Raw genomic sequence first — 22,304 nt, forward strand, 5'->3', positions numbered from 1 at the left:
ACGTCAGTTGTCACTCGGCCGCTTTCGGTTTGCGGCGACGGGGGCGACGACGATTGCGGCTGTTGCTGCTGCGCTTCTCGCCATCGTTGCTGCGGGCTTCACCGGCCTGACCGCGCTCACCGCTTGCCGGGCGGCGGGTCGCTTCCCGTTGCAGCTGCGGGCGCACGTCCGGATTGGATTCCACGTAGCGCTCCCACCAGCTGGCCAGCTCGCCCAGACCGCGCTCGACCCGGTTGCGCAGCAACAGGAAGTCAAACGCCGCGCGGAACTTGGGATGCTCCATGGCCCGCTCGGGGTGGCGGCCCTGACGGCGGGTCAGCCGCTGCTGCAGGGCCCAGATGTCGCGCACATCGGTGGTGAAACGGCGCGGGACGGCGATGATCCGCACCTGGTTGTCCAGCACCTCGTTGATCGCCAGCATGAAGGCGTCATACCAGGGCAGGCCGCTCTCGTTCTCCAGCACCCGGCCGCGGGCCTCGACACAGCCCCACAGCAGGGTGGCGTAGAGGAAGGCGGGGGTGACGCGCTTGTCTTCCCGGACCCGGGTGTCGGTATCGATCAGCGCCTGCTCAATGAACTGCTCGTAGGGCGAGTTGCCGTGCGGAGTGAACAGGGCTGCCACCTGCGGGAACAGCTGCTGGAACAGGCCGTATTCGCGCAGCAGCTTGTAGGTGGCCAGGCCATCGCCAGCTAGGAACAGCTTGAGGGTTTCCTCGAACAGGCGGGCCGCCGGAATATCCTGCAGCAGCGGCGCCAGCTCCTTGATGGGGGCGGCGGTACGCGGGCTGATGGTCATGTCCAGCTTGGCGGCGAAGCGCACGGCGCGCAGCATCCGCACCGGATCTTCGCGGTAGCGGGTCTCGGGATCGCCAATGAGCTCCAGCTTGCGCTCGGCCAAGTCTTCCAGCCCGCCCTCGAAGTCGTGCAGGGTGAAATCCTTGGCACTGTAGTAGAGGGCGTTGACGGTAAAGTCGCGACGCTCGGCATCCTCTTCGATGGTGCCGTAGACGTTGTCGCGCAGCAGCATGCCTTCATCGGATTGGGCCGACACATGTTTGCTGGTATTGACCTGATGGTGGTGACCGCGGAAGGTGGCCACTTCGATCACGTCACGACCAAAGACGATGTGGGCCAGCCGGAAACGGCGACCGATCAGGCGGCAGTTGCTGAACAGTGACTTGATCTGCTCCGGCGTCGCATCGGTAGCGATGTCGAAATCCTTGGGCGTCTTCCCGAGCAGCAGATCCCGGACTCCGCCGCCGACCAGGTAGGCTTCGTAGCCGCCCTTGTTCAGGCGATAGAGCACCTTGAGTGCATTCTCGCTGATCTCTTTGCGCGAAATCGGGTGCTGGTCACGGCTCAAGGTACGACGTTGTCCGGCGACACGGGCCGGAATGGGGGACTCCGCCGACTGCTCGCCGTCTTCCTTGCCGAGCACTTTGCGGCAAAAGTTTGCGATCTGGGAAAAAATGGTACACCTCGTTATGACTTCAAATTGACGGGAGGCCAAAAAAATAGCGGCCTATCATAGCTCACGCCTGCACAAATGAAAAACCATGTGGCTACTTCAGCTCATTTGAATCAAACTGAGCCAAAAAATAGCGGTCTACCTGCGCATAGCTCACGCCTAACCAAATGAAAAACCGTGCTGGCAATTGATCTCGTTTGACTCGGATTATCCCGGCTAAATCACCGCAAACCGCGCTGATTCACACCCAAATCCCCCCTGAACTGTCTATTCGTTTACGCCAGCTGTCAGCGCAATCTTCTCGCTGGCAGGCACCCGGGCCAGCAGCCAGTGGGCGATGCCCCAGTCGATGATCTCGTCCACCCGGCTCGCCATCAGTTCGGGGGGCGGGCACTGGCCGAGAAAGTGCAGCGCCTGCCACAGGGCCGGGCGCACCTCGTCCTGTGCCAGCGCCGGTGCGTGATTCTGCTTGGAGAGCTTGTTGCCGTCGGCCTGCACCGCCAGCGGCAGATGCACCCAGGCGGGCACGGGGGCGTCCAGCGTCTGGTAGAGGGCAATCTGGCGCACCGTCGGCTCCAGCAGATCGGCGCCGCGCACTATCTCGGTGATGCCGCAATCCATGTCGTCTACCACTACCGCCAGGTTGTAGGCATAGAGGCCATCGCGCCGGCGCACGATGAAATCTTCCTCGGCCAGCGCCGCTGGCACCGCAATGCGGCCCTGCAGCCCATCCTCGAAATCGTACACCGGGTGGTGCTGGCGCAGGCGGGCGGCACAACCCTCTGCCGTGAGACCAAGGGTGCGGCAGTGGCCGTTGTAAAAGCCGCCGCTGGCCATGATTTCGCGCCGGGTACAGCGACACCAGTAGAGATCGCCGGCCCGGTAGAGCTGGTCGATGATCTCGTCATAGCGGCCGTGGCGCCGGCTCTGGTACATCACCTCGCCATCCCACTGCAGACCATGGGCCTCCAGGGTCTGCAAAATGAGCGGGGCAGCTCCCGCCATCTCCCGCGGCGGATCGATATCTTCGATGCGCACCAGCCAGCGCCCCTGTCGTGCCCTGGCCTGCAGGAAGCTGCCGAGCGCCGCGATCAGGGAGCCGAAGTGAAGCGGACCTGAGGGGGAGGGGGCAAAGCGGCCGATATAAGGGCGGGCCTGGGACGAGGGGATGGTATTCACGGGCATGCGGATTTGGGCAAACGGGACATTGAGGCTGCATTCTGGGACGGCCCGGCCAAAAGCTCAATAAAAAAGGGAGCCCGCGAGCTCCCTTTTTTCTGTTATGCCAGAGGTCGGTATCAACCGGCCATCTGTTTTTCCTTGATTTCAGCCAGGGTCTTGCAGTCGACACAGAGGTCGGCGGTGGGTCTGGCTTCCAGACGTCGGATACCGATCTCGATACCGCAGTGTTCGCAGTAACCGAAGTCATCGTCTTCGAGCAGCAGCAAGGTTTTCTCGATCTTCTTGATCAGCTTGCGCTCACGGTCGCGGGTACGCAGTTCAAGAGCGAACTCTTCTTCTTGCGCGGCGCGATCCACGGGATCCGGAAAGTTGGCAGCCTCATCTTTCATATGGTCAACGGTGCGGTCAACTTCCTGCATCAGTTGGTTGCGCCAGGCTCCCAGGATCTTGCGAAAATGTGCCTTTTGTTGGTCATTCATGTACTCCTCACCCGGTTTTTCCTGGTAAGGCGCCACACCCGCAATGGCCAGGGGGCCCAGAGATTTCCTGTTTTCGCCTGTTGGCATGCCCTGTCTCCTAATTCAGCACGCTACCCGTGCCATCCATAAATTGAGGGCGACATCTATAGCAGAAGGGTAACGTGGAGGCAAACAAGCCGTACCAATAATGTTACCCACTCCAACATTTATTCGCTGCCCTCGGGTAGCAGGTGACAAGATTCAAACGGGATAAAATCTTGGGCCACCATGCTCTGCACCCCAACATGGGGTCGATAGCATAAAATTTCAACCCCTGCCGTAATTGCTTGCTCAATAAGCAGACTATAGTGCGGATCTATATGCGCTGCCGGGCGCATTCTCACGATTCCGGAGTGCAAAACCATAAATAACAGCACGGCTCTGTGGCCTGCCGCCTTCATGGCCATTAATTCACGCAAGTGCTTGGCGCCACGGGTGGTGACCGCATCGGGGAAGTAGCCCATGCCAGGTTGCTCCCGCTCGTCGAGCAGGGTCACCGATTTCACCTCGATATAACAGGCAGGCCGGTGGTCATCTTCCAGCAGCAGATCGATGCGACTGTTCTCTTCGCCGTATTTCACCTCGGTGCGCAGCCTGGCATAGCCGCGCAGCGGGGCGAGGGCATCCTGCGCGATCAGCTCGCGAGCCAGCTGGTTGGCGCGGGCGGTGTTGACGCAGATGAAGTGACCGGCCGGGCTCTCGGCGATCTCCCAGCTGTGGGGTAGCTTGCGCTTGGGATTGTCTGAGGTGGAGTACCAGACCCGGGTGCCCGGCTCGGCGCAGCCGGTCATGGCGCCGGTATTGGCGCAGTGGATGGTGATCACCTCGCCGTTGTCGAGCTGCACGTCGGTCAGGAAGCGTTTGTAACGGGAGATCAGCTGCCCGGATTGCAGGGGGGGATCGAAGATCATGGTATGGCTCTCTTAAACGATGAGTCTGGGCATGGCCGCCGGTCAGGATGCCATTTTCTCTCTGGCCCGCAGCGGCCAGCAGGCGAGGGGCTCGTAGCGTACCCCGTCCGGGGTGGAGAGGGATTGATAGAGGCAGAAGCGATCGGCCTGCAGCACGAAATCGGGGGCGGGCAAGGCGGCCGGTGGTTCGCTCGCCTTGCGCGACAGGGTGACGTGGGGGCGATAGCCCTGCTCGCCGTTGCCAAGCCCCAGCTTCTCGCCGTGGCGACGCAGCGCCCTGGCCAGCACGGTGAGCTCGTTGGGCCACTCCGTCGGGCCAACCCAGGCGGCCTTGGCGCGGCCGAACCAGCCGGTTTCATTGAGCGCTATGGTGAGCGGCGGGCAGTGCTGGCGTTCGACGGCGGCCATCAGGCGGGTGGTGGTGAGCTGATCCGCTTCGCCGAGAAAGGCCAGCGTCAGGTGGAGATTGGCGGCGGGCACCGGTTGACCCGGCCAGGGCAGCTGGTCGCGCCAGGCGACGAGATCGGGTGCCAGCGCCTCGGCGGGCAGGGCAAAGAAGAGTTTGGCCATTCGGGTGAGCATGCCTCTTTCACGCAGACAGGGTGGCCCATTCTATGGCAGCCACTGCATCCTGTCTCGCCGGCCGACATCCGCTCACGGTGGCCGGGCAGGCTGTGGCAGAATAGGCGCCGTTTTACGACTTGCAACAAGAAGGTGCAGATCCCTTTGTCTTCCCTCCCCATAGTGTCGGTGCTGCCCGCACTCTTTGCCGCCATCGACAACCATGCCAGCGTGATCCTGCAGGCGCCGCCCGGCGCGGGCAAATCAACCCTGTTGCCGCTGGAGCTGGTGCGCCAGCACCGGCTGCCCGGTCGCATCATCATGCTGGAGCCCAGACGCCTCGCAGCGCGCAACATCGCGGGTTTTCTGGCGCGTCAGCTTGGGGAGAAGGTGGGCGAGCGCATCGGCCTGCGGGTGCGTGGCGAGAGCCGCACCAGCAGCCAGACCCGGCTCGAGATCGTCACCGAAGGGGTGCTGACCCGGATGCTGCAGCAGGATCCCGAGCTCACCGGCGTCTCCCTGGTCATCTTCGATGAGTTCCACGAGCGCAGCCTGCACGCCGATACCGCGCTGGCCTTTGCCATCGAGAGCCAGCAGGGATTGCGCGATGATCTCAAGCTGCTGGTGATGTCCGCCACCCTGGATGGCATGGCGCTGGAGACCCTGCTGCCGGAGGCCCCGGTGGTTCGCTCGGAGGGGCGCGGTTTTCCCATCGACTACCACTACCGTCCCGCCAATCGCCAGCAGTGGCTGGAGCCCCAGGTCGGCGCCGTGGTGCTGGAGGCGTTGGCCGCCCACGCCGGCAGCCTGCTGGTGTTCCTGCCGGGCCAGGGGGAGATCGAGCGGCTGGCGCAGTGGCTGGAAGGGCGGCTGCCGGACGAGGTGACCCTCGCCCCCCTCTACGGTCGCCTCGACATGGCGGCCCAGCAGGCGGCCATCGAGCCGGCACCTGCGGGGCGCCGTAAGCTGGTGCTCACCACCAATGTGGCGGAGACCTCGCTCACCATCGAGGGGATCTCCGTCGTCGTCGACAGCGGGCTGGAGCGACGTGCCTCCTTCGACATCAAGAGCGGCGTCACCCGGCTGGAGACCCGCCCCATCGCCAAAGCCTCCGCCACCCAGCGGGCGGGCCGCGCCGGTCGTCTCGGCCCCGGTGTCTGTTACCGGCTCTGGAGCAGCGAGGTGCAGGAGCGCCTCGCCGAGCAGAGCCCACCCGACATCCTCACCCAGGAGCTGACCGGCCTGCTGCTGGACGCCGCCCAGTGGGGGGCAAGGGTCGAAGAGCTGCCACTGCTGGACATGCCGCCGGCCGCTGCTGTCGCCAGCGCCCAGCGGCTGCTGGTGAGCCTCGGGGCCATGAAGCCGGAGGGTGAGCAACAACTTACCCCGGCCGGCCGCGCCATGGCGGCCTTCGGTACCCATCCCCGGCTTGCCCGCATGCTGCTGCGTGCGCGCGAGCTGGAGGCCGAGGGTCTGACAGGGATTGTCGCCGATGCGGCTTTCCTGGTGGCGCTGCTGGAAGAAGATCTGCGAGGATCGGAGCGCCTCTCCGTGCTGTTTCACCGCCGCCAGGGGGCCTTGCGCCAGAGTGCAGCCCGCTGGTTCGAGCGGCTCGGCGCTCGCCCCACCAGCGCACAGGGGCAATGGCTGGGGCTGCTGTGCGCTCTCGCCTGGCCCGATCGCATCGGCAAGCTGCGCAGCGGCAGCCGCTATCAGCTCAGTGGCGGGGTGAGCTGCGATCTGGTAGAAGGTCACCCCTGTCAGGGGCAGGGGGCGCTCATTGCCATCGAGATGGGCCAGAACGAGCGCGGCAGCCGCATCTTCATCGCCGAACCGATAGAGCTGGATGAACTGGTACGCCAGTTGCCTGAGCTGGTGAGCGAGCGCCAGTGGTTCGACTGGGACGAGCGCGAGGAGCGGGTGCGGGCCGAACGCCAGCAGGTGCTCGGCGAGCTGGTGCTGAGCCAGCGGCCGCTGACGGATCTCTCCGATGAACAGAAGGGGCGCTGCCTGCTGCAGGGCATCCGGCGCAAGGGGCTGCATGTGCTGCCCTGGGATGATGCCAGCGAGGGGCTGCTGGCCCGATTGCGCTGCGCCCGCGACTGGTTGCCCGACGAAGGGTGGCCGGCCATGGACGAGGCGAGCCTGCTGGCCGACCTGGAGCAGTGGCTGCTGCCGGCGGTGAGCGGCATGACCCGACTGGAACAGTTGAAAAAGCTCGATATGAGCGACATCCTGCGCCAGTCTCTGCCCTGGCCATTGCCCAAGCGGCTGGACGAGGCGCTGCCCGGCCACTTTAGCGCGCCGACCGGCAGCCGGGTGCGGATCCGTTATCAGCCGGGTCAGGCCCCGGTGATCCCGGTGCGCATCCAGGAGATGTTCGGCCAGGCCGCGACCCCGTGCGTGGCCGATGGCAGGGTGGCGCTGGTGGTGGAGCTGCTCTCCCCGGCCCAGCGACCGCTGCAGATCACCGCCGATCTGGCCGCCTTCTGGGCCGGCTCCTACGAGCTGGTGAAAAAAGAGATGAAGGGACGCTACCCCCGCCACTACTGGCCGGACAATCCGCTGGAGGCGATGCCGACCAGGGTCACCAAGAAGAAGATGGGGATGTAGGTTGGTGCAGGAAATAACGTAGCCCTACTCCAGCAGATGACCCTCACCCTGGCCCTCTCCCAGAGGGGAAGGGAACTGATCGAGGTTGGTGTTTGCTCCCTTCTCCCCTTGTGGGAGAAGGGCTGGGGATGAGGGGTGAGACATCCATCTTTCTGGCGGAGCGACCCCGGAATCCAGATCCAATTGGTTAAGCCCGATCGGACGTTCGCGAACGCGACATAACAAGTAGAAAGGAAAGCAAAGAGGATTTATGGCAACGCAACGACGCAAGCGCACCCCCAAGAAGGCGGCGCCCAAACGCACTATCTGGCGCACGCTGTTCTGGCTGGGCTTCAAGCTCTCCCTGGTGGGAGCGGCCTTCATGGTGGTGTTTGGCATCTACCTCGATACCAAGGTGCGTGAACGCTTCGACGGCGAGAAGTGGCAGTTGCCGGTGATGGTCTACAGCCGGCCGCTGGAACTCTATCCCAGCCAGCGCCTCTCCCAGGCCCAGATGCTGCGCGAGCTCAACATGCTGAGCTACAAGCAGGTGCGCCAGCCCCATACCCCGGGCGAGTATGCGGTGAGCGGCAACCGCATCGAGCTTATTCGCCGGCCATTCGAATTCCATGACGGGGCCGATGCCGCCCGCGGCCTGCGCCTCACCTTCAACGGCGCGCGGCTGGAGGGGATCCAGTCGCTGGAGAACCAGCGTCAGCTCGGCTACGCCCAGATGGACCCGGTGCTGCTCGACCGACTCAACACCGAGGATCGGGAGGACCGCTTGCTAGTGCGCATCGCCGAGGTGCCGGACAGCCTGCTGATCACCCTGCTCACCACTGAGGATCGCGACTTCTACCAGCACGGCGGCGTCTCGCCGGTGGCCATCATGCGCGCCATGGCGGCCAACCTGCTGGCGGGTCGCACCGTGCAGGGCGGCAGTACCCTGACCCAGCAGCTGGCCAAGAACTTCTTCCTGACCCGGGAGCGCAGCCTGTGGCGCAAGGCGCAGGAAGCCTACATGGCGGTGCTGATCGACTATCGCTACAGCAAGGACGAGATCCTGGAGGCCTACCTCAACGAGGTCTATCTGGGGCAGAATTTCTCCCAGGGGGTTTATGGCTTCGGGCTCGCCTCCTATTTCTACTTCGGCATTCCGGTCAACGAGCTGGACATCGATCAGGTGGCCCTGCTGGTGGGTATGGTGAAGGGGCCTTCCTATTACGATCCCTGGCGCTTCCCGGAGCGGGCCAAGGCGCGTCGTGATCTGGTGCTCAAGCTGCTGATGGATCACGGCAGCCTGCAACCGGCCGAGTATGAGCTCGCCAGCAAGCAGCCGCTCGGCATCATCACTCGCGGCCAGATGAGCTATGGCCGCACCCCGGCCTTCATGGGCCTGCTCAAGCGGGAGATCCAGAGCCGCTTCGGCCCGGATCTGCTCAAGCAGTCCGGCCTCAAGATCTTCACCAGTCTGGATCCCATCGCCCAGCACGCCGCCGAGCAGGCGGTGGAGTCGGGTCTGGCCCAGATCGAGAAGCTGCGCGGCAAGAAGAAGCTGGAGGCGGCCATGGTGGTCTCCGACTGGCACAAGGGCGAGGTGGTGGCCATGGTGGGCGGCCGGGATCCGCGCTACGCCGGCTTCAACCGGGCGCTGGATGCCCGTCGCCAGATAGGCTCCCTGGTCAAGCCCGCGGTCTACCTGACCGGCCTCTCCAACGGCCTGACCCTAGGCACGCCGCTCAAGGACCAGCCGATCCGCATTCGCGGCAAGGATGGCCAGATCTGGACCCCGCAAAACTACGATCGCAAGTTCCGCCAGAGCGTGCCGCTGATGGATGCGCTGGCCAGCTCTCTCAACGTGCCGACCGTCAATCTGGGGCTGCAGGTGGGGCTGGACAAGGTGGTGGACACCCTGCACAAGCTGGGGGTGGAGCAGGAGATCCAGCCCTATCCCTCATTGGTGCTGGGGGCGGTGGCGCTCTCGCCGATGGAGGTGAACCAGATGTACCTGCCCATCGCCAACCAGGGGCTGACCCAGCCGCTGTCGGCGATCCGGGCGGTGGTCAACAGCGACGGCAGCAAGCTCTATCAGCATGACGAAGCAGCCAAGCGGGTGACCGATGAGCAGGCCAGCTGGCTGACCCTGTTTGCCATGACCAAGACGGTGAGCCAGGGCACGGCGCGCGCGCTCGGTGCCAAGTTCCCCGGCGCCATCATGGCGGCCAAGACGGGCACCACCAACGAGCTGCGTGACTCCTGGTTCACCGGGCTCGACAACAACGAGCTGGTCAGCATCTGGGTCGGTCGCGACGACAACACCCCGGCCGGCCTGACCGGTGCCAGCGGTGCCCTGCAGCTGTTCAGCGGCTACATGAGCCAGCGCGGGGTCAACAGCCTGGCCATGAACATGCCGCAAGGGGTGAGCTGGGCCAGCTTCTCCCGCGCCAGCGGCACCCGGGTCACCAGCGACTGCCCCGGCAGTCTGCAGGTGCCGGCCAAGCTGGCGGGGCTGGCTGAGCCCATGGGCTGCGCCATCCCGGTGTCCAGCCCGGCCAATGCGCTGGACAACTGGTTCAACGGTTTCTTCAACTGACCGCAGCGGGCAGCTCAGGCTGCCCGCTTGCCTGGAGAGCTCATGTCACATCCCCTGTTCGATGCCATCCACCACGTGGCCATCATTGCCAGCGATTATGCGCGCTCGCGCCACTTCTACCACCAGGTGCTGGGGCTGCCCATCATCGCCGAGACGCTGCGCGAAGAGCGCCAGTCGTGGAAGCTGGATCTGGCGCTGCCGGATGGCAGCCAGCTGGAGCTGTTCAGCTTCCCGGCACCGCCGCCGCGCCCCTCCCGGCCGGAGGCGTGCGGCTTGCGCCACCTGGCCTTTCGGGTCGCTGAGCTCGACCGGGTCATCGCCCATCTGCAGGGCCATGGCGTCGAGGTGGAGCCGGTGCGGGTGGATGAGCTGACCGGCAAGCGCTTTACCTTCTTCGCCGACCCCGATGGCTTGCCGCTGGAGCTCTACGAAGCGAGCCGCTGAGGCAGACTCGTCGTGAGCCCGCATTGCCCCATAAAGAGCAGAAGCCGCCCGGTTAGCCGGGCGGCTTCTTTCATGGTGTGGAGTGCGTGAGGGGCGATCAGGCGGTGGTGAGCAGGGTCACCGCGACGGCCATCACCAGCATGCCGACCCAGCCGATGGGCTTGAGCCGCTCGCCAAACAGCAGCAAGCCGCCGAGAGCGGTGCCCAGAATGCCGATGGCACCCCAGGTGGCATAGGCCACGGCCAGATCGATCTTGCCGGTGCTCACCGCTTCCGACAGCAGGGTGAAGGCACACAGCACCAGCAGGATGCCGAGAAATCCCCAGCCTTTGTGACGAAAACCAACCGAGCGGTTGATCGCCATGTTGGCGCCGATATCCAGCAGTGCCGCCCCCAGTACGATGATCAACGGGTGCATACGGCCTCCTTGGCAGCGCCAAGGCAGCGAGTACTGCCAGTACCTGCGGCCGGTTTGTCATGGGCAGCGCCAAGACGGCGGGTGCTGCTGGTGCCTGCGGTCGGTTCGTCATGGGCAGTACCAAGGCGGCGGATGCTGCCGGTGTCTGCGGTCGGTTCGTCATGGGTTTCACCCATTGTCACCAGAACAATACCCACTATGGCCAGCGCCAGTCCGATCAACTCCTGAGCATTCAGGTGGTAGTCGAGGAACAGCACGGAGACGACGGTGATCAGCGCGATCCCCAGCCCCTCCCAGAGCGCGAAGGCAATACCAATGGAGATTGTTTTGGCGGCTTTGGCCAACAACAGATAAGAGAAGGAGATGAGCAGCCACATCGGCAGATAGTTGAGCCAGCCGGCCTCGTTCTCCGGGATCATGGCCATGCTGGAGGTCCCGGCGACCTCGGTCAGGATGGCGCCCGTCAGGAAGATGCGGGCCAGAAGCATGCGATTGAATAACATAAAATGTCCTTTTGTTGCTGCGACGGGGCCATGATAGCCGCAGCTTGCTCAGGCGGCAGAATCGCTGAGCGTCGACAATTCAGACGCTGACGGTTTGCCTTGCTAGAAGAGGGCAAGGTAAGGTGAATATCGGATACCCTGCTCACGACCCAGATCATGAAGCTCTACCAGATACAACTCTTTGTGGAATCAGCCAGCAGTGGCTCCATCGCCAATACGGCGCGCCGGCTTGGCAAGAGTCGCAGCGCTGTCAGCACGGCGATAGCGGCGCTTGAGGTTGAGCTTGGCGTCGAACTTTTTGAACGAGGCGCCAACCAGAGCCGCTTGACCGAGATCGGCGAGCAGGTGCTGGACGACTGCAAGCGGCTGCTGCAGGCCGCCAACAGCCTCAAGCTCAAGTGCGAGCACTACGCCTCCGGCGCCGAGGTGGCGCTGCGGGTAGCGCGGGATGACGCCATTCCCGAGGCGGTGTGGCGGGAGATGCTGGGGGCGCTGCGTCACCAGTTTCCCGGCACCAGCATCTCGCTGGTGCTGGCCTCGCCGCCGGAGCTGCCCGCGCTGGTGGAGGAGGGGTTTGTCGACGCCGCCTTCGGCCTCATCACCGAGGAGCAGGAGCGCAGCGGCCTCAACATCGAGGTGCTCAACCCGATCCGCACCCTGATGGTGGTGGCTCCGAGCCACCCGCTGGCCAGCCTGAAGCGGGTATTGCAGCAGGATCTGACCGGTCATACCCAGGTCACCCTCTCCTATGTGGACGAATTTTCGGTCAAGAGCCTGTTGCCCATCGGCGGCCACCACATCGGGCTGTCGAGCTTCGAGCTGATGCGCGATGCGGTGCTTGATGGCCTCGGCTGGGCCGTACTGCCATCGCCGCTGATCCAGAGTCAGCTGCGGCAAGGGGAGCTGCTGACCTTGAAGCACAAGTTCAGCCTGCAGTGGCGCGACTATGGCGTCTATCTGTCGGAAAATGCCTATCACGGCAAGGTGTTGGCCTGGCTGAGGAAGGCAATCCAGGCCTATCTCGAACCGTTCGAATAAACCGGCCGGCGCTGGGTGGGCATGAGGGAGCAAGTGCCGGGGCTTGTGATCCATCGCTCCCTGATGGTACATACTGTCAGTACCCTCATGCAGCGCCTGGAGGCGTGAACGATATGAGCAGTGCCCAAGACAAGGACGAGCTCTGGCTGGATGACGACATCATCGAGCTGGATGACGATGAGGCCGTGGTAACCAAGGCGATCAACCCCTGGCAGGTGTTGATCGTCGATGATGAGCCGGATATTCATCATGCCACCCGGCTGGCACTTTCCAACATTCAGTACAAATCCCGCCCGCTTGAACTGCTCAATGCCTACAGCGGCGCCGAAGCGGCCCGCATGCTGCTGGCCAACCCGCGCATCGCCCTAATCCTGCTTGATGTGGTGATGGAGACCGAGGATGCCGGCCTGCGGCTGGTGCACCAGATCCGCAACGAGATGCACAACAGCCTGGTGCGCATCGTGCTGCGCACCGGCCAGCCGGGGCAGGCCCCGGAGCAGCGGGTGATCCTCGATTACGACATCAATGACTACAAGACCAAGACCGAGTTGACGGTGCAGAAGCTCTATACCACCGTCATCGCCTCCCTGCGCTCCTACGAGACCCTCTGCGCCATCGACAAGAGCCGGCAGGGGCTCGGCAAGATACTGGAGGGGGCGGGGGATCTCTATCATCTGCATTCGCTGCGGGAATTTGCATCCGGCGTGCTCAAGCAGATCAGCGCCATTCTCGACGTGGGCACCGAAGGTGCCATCTGCGCCGAACGCCGGCCCGGCTCGCAGGAGCTGGAGATACTGGCTGCCACCGGCGACTATGAATCCCTGCTGAGCGATGTGTCGCTCAGTGCCTTCCCGGCTCTGCACGACTCGGTGATGAGTGCGCTCACCAACCGCTGCAACCGCTTCGAGCATCCCCAGGATGCGCTTTATATCGCGGCCCAGAACGGGCGCGAGTTCGTGCTCAATTTCACCCCCACCCAGCCGCTCGACCCGCTCGAGTGCGACCTGCTGGACGTGTTCTGTCAGCGCATCTCGGCGGCGTACGACAACCTCTATCTCTACAACCAGCTGCTGCGGGCCCAGGAAGCGACCGTGGTGGCGCTGGCGGCGCTGGCGGAGTTCCGCGATTCGGATACCGGCGATCACGTGCTGCGGGTGCAGAAGCTCTCCGATGCCATCGTGGCCGAGCTGCAGCAGGCGGGGGTCTATCCCGATGAACTGACGCCGGGTTTCGTCGACATGATCGGCATGGCCAGCATACTGCACGACGTGGGCAAGGTGGGCACGCCTGACCACATCCTGCACAAGCCGGGCCGGTTCGAACCGGATGAGCGAGCCATCATGGAGCAGCACGCGGACATCGGCGCCAGCATCTTGCACAAGGCGGGGGAGATGGTGGAGGGGACCAGCTATCTGTCGCTGGGGGCCGAGATTGCTCGTGGTCACCATGAACACTTTGATGGCAAGGGCTATCCGGAGCAGCTGGCCGGCCAGCAGATCCCGCTGTCGGCCCGTATCGTTGCCGTGGTCGACGTGTTCGATGCCCTGCTCAGCAAGCGTCCCTACAAGGAGCCCTGGTCGCTGGCCCAGACCATGGAATATATCCAGTCACGCTCCGGCAGCCAGTTCGATCCCCAGGTGGTGCAGGCGCTCCAGCGTTTGGTGAGCCAGTCGCGGCTGCCATACGAGCTGTGACACTGGCCGGAAACAACAAAGGGGCCATTGGCCCCTTTGTTGTTTCTGTCTGCCTGAGCCACCGCGTCGGTTTCGTCAGCGCGGCGCGTAGCGTGTTCGGGGCTGCTGCCGGCGAAACGGCAACAACACCAAGCTAAGCAGCAGATCGCCAAGCAGGGCTGCCAGCAGGCCTGCCGCCATGCCGCAGACGATGGCGGCCTGCTTGAGCGGCACCACGTAGCTGTAGTTTTGCAGGGTATCCTGCCAGAGCTGGGGCTCGGCACTCAGCAGCAGGTGGGAAAGTTGCCGGTACCAGGGATGGTGCTTGTAGATGCTCTCCTGCTGCAGGGTCTGGCGCTGGCTGACCAGCAACTGCAGGCTGGCTGCATCCTTGGCGAATACCGGATCCGGGTTGGTGCGGTAGTGGTTGACCAGGGCCGTCAGATCGCCGTCGAAGTGCTGATCCGCGGTCTCCTGAAAAGGGGCCAGGCTGAGGCTGGCCTGCTGCAGGCGGGCATCCAGCCGCTGGTAGTAGAGGTCGATCAGGCCCGGGATCTGCACGCCGGCCAGCAGGCCCAGGGCAAACAGCATCATCCGAAGGTAGCTGCGCATAGCACTCGTCATCTCGCGAAATAGAGGGACTCCATACTAGCCGCAAGGCTGCAACAGGCCAAGCCGGCAGTGGGTGCGCCGGCTTTCCGGATAGGAGGCATGACGCCTTCCTCCCCCGTTTGTGTGATTCACGTCACTATTTTTATGCTTTAAAATACGGGCCCATTTTTCGGGGAGGAGAGTTCTTATGCGCAAATTTATACCCTGTTATCTGTTGGGTTGTCTCATCGCCATCAGCTGGGCCGCTCTGCCCGAGCACGGCCCCTGGGATCAGTGGGATCTCGCCGTCTTCCATCTGGTCAATGGCTGGCTGGGTCAGGCCCAGTGGTGGGCAAATCTGGTGGCCGTGACCAACAACCGGCTGTTCGATCTGGCGGTGCTCTCCTGCATGGGGCTGATCCTCTCTCGCTGCTTCTGGCGTGCGGACGAGCAGGGACGCCGCCGGCTGGTGGCCATGGGGATCGTCATGCTGCTGGGGGCCCTGGTGATCAACCAGTTCGGTCATCTGCTGCCGGTCAGTCGGCCCAGCCCGACCCTGACGGTGGCGGACGCGCTGCGGGTGACCCAGCTCAGCGGGATCCCGACCAAGGACTCCTCCAGCGACAGCTTCCCCGGCGATCACGCCCTGTTCCTGATGATCTTTGCCGGCTTTGCCCTATGCTATCTGCCGCGCTGGGCCGGGGTGACCGCGCTGCTGATGGTGCCGCTGTTCTCTGCGCCCCGCATCCTCTCCGGTGCTCACTGGCTGACGGATGTCTATGTGGGGGCCCTGTCGCTGACACTGCTCTGCCTGCCGCTGTTGTTGTTGACCGGGCTATCGGATGCGCTGATCGGTTGGATTGCCCAGCGACTGCCACGCCTGCCGGGTTGGCAGTGGCTGGCGGGCAAAACGCCGGCGAGTCAGCAATAAAAAAAGAAGGTCGGTGCATACCGGCCTTCTTTTTGGCTACTTCCCGCCGGTGACTGTGGTCGTCGCGAAATGACCATGACTACCACCGGTGGCCCCAGGCCTGCTGGCCCTCATAGACAAGTATTAGCAGATTCGTTCGGGCGTGCTCGTCATGACTTTCTCCAGATAATCGTTTGCATGGGCTGAATGCTTGATCCTGACCAAGATTTTTTATTTTTGCTGCCTTAGAATCGCCGCCCGTTGCTGGAGAATTCTGTATGTTAATTAATCTTTTGCGCCTGATATTCATCATCTGCGCCCTGGTGTTCATCTTCATGCTGGTACGGGCCTGGTGGCACAAACGGCAACAGGGGAGGCTGGAATCGACCCCCTTCTGGCCGGTGGCGGCCATCGGTTTTGTCGCCAATTTTCTCGATACCCTGGGGGTTGGTAGCTTCGCGGTGAAGACTGCTTGCTACAAGCAGTTCAAGCTGATCGACGATCGGCTGCTGCCGGGCACCCTCAACGGCCAGTGCGTGTTGCCGACGGTCACCCAGTCGCTGATTTTCATCGGCGCCGTGCAGGTGGATCCGCTCACCCTCATCGGCATGATGGTGGCCGCGGCCGCCGGGGCTGCCTGGGGGGCGCGCCACGTCGCCTCGTTCGATCGCCAGACCATCCGGCTGGTGATGGCGGTCTCCCTGCTGGTGGTGGCCGGCCTCATCTTCGCGGGTCTGCTTGGGCTGTTCCCCCTCGGTGGCGACGCCATGGGGCTGACCGGTTACAAGCTCGGGATCGCGCTGCTCGGCAACTTCATCTTCGGCGTGCTGATGAACGTGGGCATCGGCCTGTTCGCCCCCTGCATGACCCTGGTCTATCTGCTCGGCATGAATCCGCTGGCGGCGTTTCCCATCATGATGGGCTCCACCGCCGTGCTCAGCGTCTTCTCGGCGGGTACCTTCATCCGCAAGGGGGCCTTCGATGCCAAGGCGGTGCTGGCGGTGGCCATCTTCGGCCCTGTCGGCGTGGTGCTGGCGGCCATGCTGGTCAAATCCATGGACATGGTGATGCTCAAATGGCTGGTGGCCTTCATCGTCATCTATACCTCCTGGACCATGTACGCCTCCTGGCGGGCGGGGCGGCGGGCGCCACAACCCCGGTTGGCTGGCGTCACTGGTTAGCCAGTACGGCGCGTGTCGGTGCTGGCCGTGGAGTATTGACGTGATTGCAGGCCTTCAGCGTTATCTATACCTCCTGGACCATGTACGCCTCTTGGCGGGCGGCGCGGCGGGTGCCACCACCCCGGCTGGCAGAGGTCGCAGGCTAGCCTGCACCAGTGCCGCTTCGGCCCTGGCCCCCAGAAACACATAGAGCCCGAGGGCCAGCAGCAGCCCCACGGCGCACCCCATCACACCCACCGCCGGCCAGAGCAGTTCGCTCTGGCCAAGCGAGCCCTTGAACAGCAACAGCAGCCCCTCGATGGAGACCGCGATCAAGATGGCGGCGATGAAGCGGGTAATGGTGCGGCGAATGGCGCTGTGGCGAAAGATGTCCTTATGCAGCAGCACCTCCTCTTCCAGAATGGTCTTGCCCAAGTCGAATACCGCCAGCGCCAGGGTCAGGAAGATGATGGCGCTGAAGGCCCCCAATCGGTTCTGCTGCGCTCCGCACAGCAGCAGATAGAGTTGCTCCAGCCCGTGCCAGATGAGCGTCGCGACGATCAGAAACAGCGCCAGACTCAGCACCACATAAACCCCCTTGAACCAGGGCATGGCCCGGCGTCGCTCCCTGTCCCCCATCAGCCAGGCGATGAGTTGGTTCAGGCAGAGAGTCAGCTCACGGCCCTGGCCTCTCACGATTAGATGCAAACGGGCTTGCGGCGCCGGCACCGGTGGCAGGATCTCGAGCGGTTCCCGGCTGGGAGCCTGGTTCAGGATGAAGGGATAACTGCTGAGTGAATCGGGTGATGCCGTCAGCAGTCCCAGCAGCAGGGGGGCCAGTTCGGCTTCGTACTCCTGATAGCGTCGCAGCACATCGATGGGGCTCATTTCCGCCATATACACCTCGCTCAAACGGGCTTGCATCCAACTTGCAGGGTGCAAATTGTGGGCCCGTTTTATGACGGATAGAGGGGCGGGATATGCACCATTTGGTGACAGCGCCGTGTCATTTGCACAAATGCTGCACCAACATCGGGCGTACCGGGGGAGGCCGAAGGGCGCCGAAGCGGCAATGAAAAAGGGCCCGTGAAAGGCCCTTTTGCGACAAGCGGCGGCTTAGCCGGCCAGCTTGGCGAAGCTGCGTTCGGCGGCGGCCAGGGTGTGTTCAATCTCCTTGTCGCCGTGTGCCAGCGACAGGAAGCCGGCCTCGTAGGCGCTCGGCGCCAGATAGACGCCCTCTTCCAGCATCAGGTGATAGAAGCGCTTGAAGCGTTCCATGTCACAGCGAGTGACCTGTTCGTAGCGGGTGATCTCGGACTCGTCGGTGAAGAAGAAGCCGAACATGCCACCCACATAGTTGATGGCAAGCGGGATACCGTGCCTGGCGGCGGCCGCTTTGAGCCCCTCGGCAACCCGGGCGGTCTTGGCGCTCAGCTGCTCATAGAGGCCCGGCTCCAGCAGCAGATCCAGCATGGTTAGGCCGGCGGCCATGGCCACCGGGTTGCCGGAGAGAGTGCCAGCCTGATAGACGGGGCCGGTCGGGGCGATGTGCTGCATCACCTTCTTCTTGCCGCCGAAGGCGCCGACCGGCATGCCGGCACCGATGATCTTGCCGAGGGTGGTGAGATCCGGGTCGATGTTGTAGTGGCCCTGGGCACCGCGCAGGGAGACACGAAAGCCGGTCATCACCTCATCCAGGATCAGCAGGGCGCCGAACTCGTCACAGATGGCGCGCAACCCTTCCAAGAAGCCGGGTACCGGCGGGATGCAGTTCATGTTGCCGGCCACCGGCTCGACGATGATACAGGCGATCTCGCTGCCGTACTGGGTAAAGGCTTCGCGCACCGAGTCCAGATCGTTGAAGACGCAGGTCAAGGTGTGCTTGGCGAAATCGGCCGGTACGCCCGGGCTGTTGGGCTGACCCAGGGTCAGGGCGCCGGAGCCAGCCTTGACCAGCAGGGAGTCGGCGTGGCCGTGGTAGCAGCCTTCGAATTTGACGATCTTGTCGCGGCCGGTGTAGCCACGGGCCAGCCGGATGGCGCTCATGGTGGCCTCGGTGCCGGAGTTGACCATCCGCACCTGCTCCATGGAGGGCACGATCTGGCGGACTTTCTCGGCCATCAGCACTTCGATCTCGGTCGGGGCGCCGTAGCTCAGCCCTTTTTCCACTGCCTTGATGACGGCGGCCTTGATGGCCGGGTGGTTGTGGCCCAGCAGCATGGGGCCCCAGGAGCCGATGTAATCCACATAGGCCTGGCCGTCCACGTCATAGAGGTAGGCGCCATCGGCGCGATCGATGAAGCGGGGTGTGCCGCCGACCCCATTGAAGGCGCGGACCGGTGAGTTGACGCCGCCCGGAATGGTCTGGCGGGCCTGTTCAAACAGCTGATCTGATTTTGACATGGATCATCCTTAATGGGATTTTGGTCGTCACACAGGCGCAGGTGGCCGATTGCGGCTCGGCAGTCAGGGGACGCTGGAGTATGCTTGCGCTCTTGACCCCGGCCAAGGACTGCCCCGTGTTAAATGAAACGGGCCGACTATAGCAGAAAGGCCCTGTGCTGGGCAGCCGGACAGCAGGCCGGATGATCGTCACCTCCGTCAGCAAACGAATGTGGTTTTTTCATGTCGCAACAAGCTCTCTCCTCCTCAGAACCGCTCTCGCCTCCCCGCGGCCCCGTCCTGCGGCGGATCATTCATCAAGACAAGATGCCCCTGCTGGTGCTGCTGTTGGCGGCACTGGTCGGCACCCTGGCCGGGTTGGTCTGTGGACTGTTCGAGTCCGGCGTGCACTGGCTGGCACAGCAGCGTGTCGACCTGCTGGCCGATCGCCCTTGGTGGCAGCTCGGCCTGCTCGGCTTTGGCTTCAGCGCCTTGCTGGGTTGCATTGGCTATTTCCTGACCCATACTTTTGCACCCGAGGCGGGTGGTTCGGGCATTCCCGAGATTGAGGGGGCCATGGACGAGCTGCGCCCGGTACGCTGGTGGCGGGTGTTGCCGGTCAAGTTCTTCGGTGGCATCTGCACCCTGAGCTCCGGCATGGTGCTGGGGCGGGAAGGACCTTCGGTGCAGATCGGCGGCAACCTCGGCAAGATGGTGGCGGATCTCTTCCGGCTGCCGAAGGAGCATGGGCACGCCCTGCTGGCAGCTGGGGCGGCCGGCGGTCTGGCCGCAGCCTTCAATGCTCCGCTGGCGGGGATCCTGTTCGTGATGGAGGAGATGCGCCCGCAGTTTCGCTACTCCTTTCTGGCCATCAAGGCGGTGGGCATCTCCGCCATCATGGCGACTCTGATGCTGCAGAACATGAAGGGGCAGGGGGCGGTGATCAGCTTGCCTCACTACGACGCGCCGGCCCTGAGGGCGCTCTGGTTGTTCCTCTTCATGGGGGCCGCTTTCGGCGTGCTGGGTTTTGTCTTCAACAAGCTGGTGCTGGCCTGTCAGGATGGCTATCTGGTGCTGCATCAAAACAAGCGCCATCGTTTTGTGGCCATCGGGACGCTGGTGGCGGGGACTTTCGGCGTGCTGTCGCTGGTTGCCCCGGCGGTGACCGGTGGCGGTACCGAGCTCATCCCCCATCTGATGGGCGGGGAGTATGCGATGGCCACCCTGTTCCTCATCTTCTCCATCCGGCTGGTGGCTACCCTGGTCTGTTTTTGCTCCGGCGCACCGGGTGGGGTGTTTGCCCCGACCCTGGCGCTGGGCACCCTGTTCGGGGTGGTGTTCGGCCACCTGTTTCATGCGGCCTTCCCGGAGCTGGGCATCGAGCCTGGCGCCTTTGCCATTGCCGGTATGGGCGCGCTGTTTGCCGCCACCGTGCGTGCTCCCATCACGGGGATCGTGCTGGTGACCGAGATGACCGATAACTATCAGCTGATCCTGCCCATGATGATCACCACGGTCGGTGCGACCCTGGTGGCTCAGTGGTTGGGGGGCCGCCCGATTTATTCCCAGATCCTCGAGCGAACTTTACGGCTTGCTGCGCGTCAAAAGCGGGGAGAAAGCGGCATCACCGCCGGTTAACCCTTTGTCTGCCGGCCTGAATCTGCTTGAGTCGCGTATAGTGAAGGGAGCGTGGCCGCAGTATGCGCAGTAACAAAAGAGGCCTTATGTCCCAGATAGTGAAGTGGTTGGCGGTGCTGATGGTGGGGGCGCTCATCGGCTATTTCGTCGGTAATCGCCAGGAGCTGGCCCAGAGCAGCCTGCTGACGGTGCAGCAGGAGACGTTGGAGCGTCAAGGCAAGGCCATCGGCCAGCTCAAGAGCGAGCTTGGCATCAAGGAGACGCTGCTGGCTACTCAAAAGGCGGCGTTTGAGCAGTTGCAGCAGACGCTCAAGGATCAGGAGGCCCAGGTACAGGAGCAGAAGCGCCAGCTGGCCTTCTTCGAGCGGATCATGCGTCCCACCGGCGAGCAGGTAGGGGTGGTGATCGACAACCTCACCCTGCAGGAGACCAGTATCCCCGGCCGTTATCACTATCGGCTGGCGTTGACTCAGCCTGCCAAGAAGCGCGAACTGTTTCGCGGTCAGGTACAGATAAAGGTGGAAGGCAGTCAAGGCGACAAGCCCAGAACACTCGGCAGCCGCGAGCTGGGTATGAAGGTGGGGGAGGGGCGCTATGCGTTGCGTTACTTCCAGCTGCTGGAAGGCAACTGGCAGTTGCCGGAAGGCTTTGTACCGGATCGGGTACGGGTCACCATCAGCAAGGATGGCCGGCAACCGGCTCAGGAGCTGCTGGCTGAATGGGGCGAGGTAATCAAGCCGCTGGTGGTCGCTCCACCGGCACCCGTGCCGGCTGCACAGTAAGAAGCTTGGTGAATACTTGAACTGAATGGTCGGGTATTGGATAATTTCGCGGTTTCCATGTTTGTGGATTTAACGGTTGTGAGGTCAGTAATGAGTGCAGTAGCAGAAGCCCCGTTGCCTATCCAGATGACGGATGCGGCAGCCAACAAGGTGAAGACCCTGATCACCGAAGAAGAAAATCCCGAGCTCAAGCTGCGGGTGTACATCACGGGCGGTGGCTGCTCCGGTTTCCAGTATGGTTTCACCTTCGATGAGAAGATCAACGAAGGGGATACCGTGGTCGAGAAAAGCGGGGTCACCATGGTGATCGATCCCATGAGCCTGCAATATCTGGTTGGCGGCAGCGTGGATTACACCGAAGGTCTGGAAGGCTCCCGCTTCACCGTGACCAACCCCAATGCCACTACCACCTGTGGCTGTGGTTCCAGCTTCTCTATCTGATATACATAGAGATACCGCGTGATATTGAAGGGCCCCAAGGGGCCCTTTTTGTTTTGGCCCCCCCATCCATACCTATTTAGTCGGACGCTCTGGACCAGCCAGTAATGCTAAAAAGCCCTTGATGGGCTTCTTTTGGGTTGCTGTTGGGGCGCTTTTTATCCTGATTGGTGGTTAGTTAAACACTTGGACGTCTTTTTCAAAAAAACACGGAGTTTTCTCTTGTCAGCGAGAATCATATCCCTATAATGCGCCTCCATCAGCACGGCGCAGTGCGTGTCTGGTCTGGCTTGCAAAGCAAACCTGTGAGGGTTATAGTTGTCAGCCCTGCTCTTTAACAATTTGAATCAAGCAATCTGTGTGGGCACTCACAGCATCGAGCATCAAAAACAATTTTTGATTTTCAATGTCTGATGAAGTGACCAAAGCAACTTTTAGTTGCAGCAGTTAATTCAGCAATTCATTGAGCCGCCTTAACAGGCAACCAAACTTAAATTGAAGA

At 62.9% G+C, this 22,304-nt stretch carries 19 protein-coding genes and 1 pseudogene; 10 read left to right on the top strand and 10 right to left on the bottom strand.

From position 1 onward, the window contains the following. Positions 1 to 10: 10 nt before the first annotated feature. The 5 genes from pcnB to thpR all read right to left on the bottom strand — a co-directional run bounded on the left by pcnB (position 11) and on the right by thpR (position 4,649). Positions 11 to 1,510, bottom strand: coding sequence for a polynucleotide adenylyltransferase PcnB (gene pcnB / locus AACQ43_RS15840; RefSeq protein WP_017411017.1), 1,500 nt, complete (start codon positions 1,508 to 1,510; stop codon positions 11 to 13). Between the two features lie 225 nt (positions 1,511 to 1,735). Further along, positions 1,736 to 2,653 carry a tRNA glutamyl-Q(34) synthetase GluQRS gene (gene gluQRS / locus AACQ43_RS15845; protein ID WP_168967837.1) on the bottom strand — a complete coding sequence of 306 codons (918 nt, stop codon included), beginning with the start codon at positions 2,651 to 2,653 and terminating at the stop codon, positions 1,736 to 1,738. A 113-nt stretch (positions 2,654 to 2,766) separates the two neighbouring features. Next, positions 2,767 to 3,216 carry an RNA polymerase-binding protein DksA gene (gene dksA / locus AACQ43_RS15850; RefSeq protein ID WP_005304459.1) on the bottom strand — a complete coding sequence of 150 codons (450 nt, stop codon included), beginning with the start codon at positions 3,214 to 3,216 and terminating at the stop codon, positions 2,767 to 2,769. A gap of 119 nt (positions 3,217 to 3,335) precedes the next feature. After that, positions 3,336 to 4,079 carry a DNA/RNA nuclease SfsA gene (gene sfsA, locus AACQ43_RS15855; protein WP_168967838.1) on the bottom strand — a complete coding sequence of 248 codons (744 nt, stop codon included), beginning with the start codon at positions 4,077 to 4,079 and terminating at the stop codon, positions 3,336 to 3,338. A 42-nt stretch (positions 4,080 to 4,121) separates the two neighbouring features. Continuing rightward, entirely contained in the window at positions 4,122 to 4,649 is a 528-nt protein-coding gene (gene thpR / locus AACQ43_RS15860) for an RNA 2',3'-cyclic phosphodiesterase (RefSeq protein WP_168967839.1), read from the bottom strand. Between the two features lie 156 nt (positions 4,650 to 4,805). Here thpR and hrpB point away from each other — a divergent pair, with 156 nt between their 5' ends. The 3 genes from hrpB to gloA2 all read left to right on the top strand — a co-directional run bounded on the left by hrpB (position 4,806) and on the right by gloA2 (position 10,269). Next, entirely contained in the window at positions 4,806 to 7,253 is a 2,448-nt protein-coding gene (hrpB, locus tag AACQ43_RS15865; RefSeq protein WP_168967840.1) for an ATP-dependent helicase HrpB, read from the top strand. A 250-nt stretch (positions 7,254 to 7,503) separates the two neighbouring features. Next, positions 7,504 to 9,825 (top strand): penicillin-binding protein 1B, encoded by a 2,322-nt coding sequence (gene mrcB / locus AACQ43_RS15870; protein WP_168967841.1) that lies wholly within the window; start codon positions 7,504 to 7,506, stop codon positions 9,823 to 9,825. Positions 9,826 to 9,867: 42 nt separating this feature from the next. Further along, a complete protein-coding gene (gloA2, locus tag AACQ43_RS15875) occupies positions 9,868 to 10,269 on the top strand; it encodes an SMU1112c/YaeR family gloxylase I-like metalloprotein (RefSeq protein ID WP_011707273.1) in 402 nt (133 codons plus the stop codon). Between the two features lie 97 nt (positions 10,270 to 10,366). Here the strand turns inward: gloA2 and AACQ43_RS15880 are convergent, their stop codons facing one another. Further along, positions 10,367 to 10,687 carry an SMR family transporter gene (locus AACQ43_RS15880; protein ID WP_011707272.1) on the bottom strand — a complete coding sequence of 107 codons (321 nt, stop codon included), beginning with the start codon at positions 10,685 to 10,687 and terminating at the stop codon, positions 10,367 to 10,369. A 140-nt stretch (positions 10,688 to 10,827) separates the two neighbouring features. Beyond that, positions 10,828 to 11,190 (bottom strand): annotated as a pseudogene (locus AACQ43_RS15885) (SMR family transporter); the annotation flags it as partial. A gap of 156 nt (positions 11,191 to 11,346) precedes the next feature. Between AACQ43_RS15885 and AACQ43_RS15890 the strand changes: the two are divergent. Together AACQ43_RS15890 and AACQ43_RS15895 are read left to right on the top strand one after the other, a co-directional pair. Further along, the gene (locus tag AACQ43_RS15890) at positions 11,347 to 12,228 is read left to right on the top strand and encodes a LysR family transcriptional regulator (protein WP_011707270.1); all 882 of its coding nucleotides are present in this window, start codon (positions 11,347 to 11,349) and stop codon (positions 12,226 to 12,228) included. A gap of 113 nt (positions 12,229 to 12,341) precedes the next feature. Continuing rightward, on the top strand, positions 12,342 to 13,922 hold the full coding sequence (locus tag AACQ43_RS15895; RefSeq protein WP_168967843.1) for a response regulator: 1,581 nt from the start codon (positions 12,342 to 12,344) through the stop codon (positions 13,920 to 13,922). A 75-nt stretch (positions 13,923 to 13,997) separates the two neighbouring features. On the opposite strand, the gene AACQ43_RS15900 is transcribed toward AACQ43_RS15895, so the two are convergent. Further along, the gene (locus tag AACQ43_RS15900) at positions 13,998 to 14,525 is read right to left on the bottom strand and encodes a DUF2937 family protein (RefSeq protein ID WP_168967844.1); all 528 of its coding nucleotides are present in this window, start codon (positions 14,523 to 14,525) and stop codon (positions 13,998 to 14,000) included. Between the two features lie 175 nt (positions 14,526 to 14,700). Between AACQ43_RS15900 and AACQ43_RS15905 the strand changes: the two genes are divergently transcribed. Both AACQ43_RS15905 and AACQ43_RS15910 read left to right on the top strand, forming a co-directional pair. Continuing rightward, positions 14,701 to 15,423 carry a phosphatase PAP2 family protein gene (locus AACQ43_RS15905; protein WP_168967845.1) on the top strand — a complete coding sequence of 241 codons (723 nt, stop codon included), beginning with the start codon at positions 14,701 to 14,703 and terminating at the stop codon, positions 15,421 to 15,423. 257 nt (positions 15,424 to 15,680) lie between these two features. After that, positions 15,681 to 16,583, top strand: a complete 903-nt coding sequence (locus AACQ43_RS15910) for a sulfite exporter TauE/SafE family protein (RefSeq protein ID WP_168967846.1) — start codon at positions 15,681 to 15,683, stop codon at positions 16,581 to 16,583. 60 nt (positions 16,584 to 16,643) lie between these two features. Here the strand turns inward: AACQ43_RS15910 and AACQ43_RS15915 are convergent, their stop codons facing one another. Both AACQ43_RS15915 and hemL read right to left on the bottom strand, forming a co-directional pair. Next, positions 16,644 to 17,459, bottom strand: coding sequence for a hypothetical protein (locus AACQ43_RS15915; protein ID WP_168967847.1), 816 nt, complete (start codon positions 17,457 to 17,459; stop codon positions 16,644 to 16,646). Positions 17,460 to 17,678: 219 nt separating this feature from the next. Next, positions 17,679 to 18,965, bottom strand: coding sequence for a glutamate-1-semialdehyde 2,1-aminomutase (hemL, locus tag AACQ43_RS15920; protein ID WP_168967848.1), 1,287 nt, complete (start codon positions 18,963 to 18,965; stop codon positions 17,679 to 17,681). A gap of 222 nt (positions 18,966 to 19,187) precedes the next feature. Here hemL and clcA point away from each other — a divergent pair, with 222 nt between their 5' ends. From clcA to erpA, 3 genes are all read left to right on the top strand, one after another. Next, complete coding sequence (clcA, locus tag AACQ43_RS15925; protein ID WP_168967849.1) at positions 19,188 to 20,582, top strand: H(+)/Cl(-) exchange transporter ClcA; 1,395 nt, start codon at positions 19,188 to 19,190, stop codon at positions 20,580 to 20,582. An 86-nt stretch (positions 20,583 to 20,668) separates the two neighbouring features. Then, a complete protein-coding gene (locus tag AACQ43_RS15930) occupies positions 20,669 to 21,364 on the top strand; it encodes a DUF6776 family protein (protein WP_045789072.1) in 696 nt (231 codons plus the stop codon). Between the two features lie 90 nt (positions 21,365 to 21,454). Next, positions 21,455 to 21,805, top strand: a complete 351-nt coding sequence (gene erpA, locus AACQ43_RS15935) for an iron-sulfur cluster insertion protein ErpA (RefSeq protein ID WP_005304404.1) — start codon at positions 21,455 to 21,457, stop codon at positions 21,803 to 21,805. Positions 21,806 to 22,304: the final 499 nt, after the last annotated feature.

Source organism: Aeromonas sp. DNRA1 (assembly GCF_963888745.1).
Taxonomy (GTDB): Bacteria; Pseudomonadota; Gammaproteobacteria; order Enterobacterales; family Aeromonadaceae; genus Aeromonas; species Aeromonas hydrophila.

Bases quoted from the DNA above. Each gene is read 5' to 3' on its own strand.
- AACQ43_RS15930 (WP_045789072.1), top strand. From the start codon at position 20,669: ATGTCCCAGATAGTGAAGTGGTTGGCGGTGCTGATGGTGGGGGCGCTC.
- erpA (WP_005304404.1), top strand. From the start codon at position 21,455: ATGAGTGCAGTAGCAGAAGCCCCGTTGCCTATCCAGATGACGGATGCG.
- gluQRS (WP_168967837.1), bottom strand. From the start codon at position 2,653: ATGCCCGTGAATACCATCCCCTCGTCCCAGGCCCGCCCTTATATCGGC.
- hemL (WP_168967848.1), bottom strand. From the start codon at position 18,965: ATGTCAAAATCAGATCAGCTGTTTGAACAGGCCCGCCAGACCATTCCG.
- AACQ43_RS15880 (WP_011707272.1), bottom strand. From the start codon at position 10,687: ATGCACCCGTTGATCATCGTACTGGGGGCGGCACTGCTGGATATCGGC.
- thpR (WP_168967839.1), bottom strand. From the start codon at position 4,649: ATGGCCAAACTCTTCTTTGCCCTGCCCGCCGAGGCGCTGGCACCCGAT.
- AACQ43_RS15900 (WP_168967844.1), bottom strand. From the start codon at position 14,525: ATGACGAGTGCTATGCGCAGCTACCTTCGGATGATGCTGTTTGCCCTG.
- AACQ43_RS15915 (WP_168967847.1), bottom strand. From the start codon at position 17,459: ATGGCGGAAATGAGCCCCATCGATGTGCTGCGACGCTATCAGGAGTAC.
- AACQ43_RS15890 (WP_011707270.1), top strand. From the start codon at position 11,347: ATGAAGCTCTACCAGATACAACTCTTTGTGGAATCAGCCAGCAGTGGC.
- dksA (WP_005304459.1), bottom strand. From the start codon at position 3,216: ATGCCAACAGGCGAAAACAGGAAATCTCTGGGCCCCCTGGCCATTGCG.
- clcA (WP_168967849.1), top strand. From the start codon at position 19,188: ATGTCGCAACAAGCTCTCTCCTCCTCAGAACCGCTCTCGCCTCCCCGC.
- mrcB (WP_168967841.1), top strand. From the start codon at position 7,504: ATGGCAACGCAACGACGCAAGCGCACCCCCAAGAAGGCGGCGCCCAAA.
- gloA2 (WP_011707273.1), top strand. From the start codon at position 9,868: ATGTCACATCCCCTGTTCGATGCCATCCACCACGTGGCCATCATTGCC.
- AACQ43_RS15910 (WP_168967846.1), top strand. From the start codon at position 15,681: ATGTTAATTAATCTTTTGCGCCTGATATTCATCATCTGCGCCCTGGTG.
- AACQ43_RS15905 (WP_168967845.1), top strand. From the start codon at position 14,701: ATGCGCAAATTTATACCCTGTTATCTGTTGGGTTGTCTCATCGCCATC.
- sfsA (WP_168967838.1), bottom strand. From the start codon at position 4,079: ATGATCTTCGATCCCCCCCTGCAATCCGGGCAGCTGATCTCCCGTTAC.
- AACQ43_RS15895 (WP_168967843.1), top strand. From the start codon at position 12,342: ATGAGCAGTGCCCAAGACAAGGACGAGCTCTGGCTGGATGACGACATC.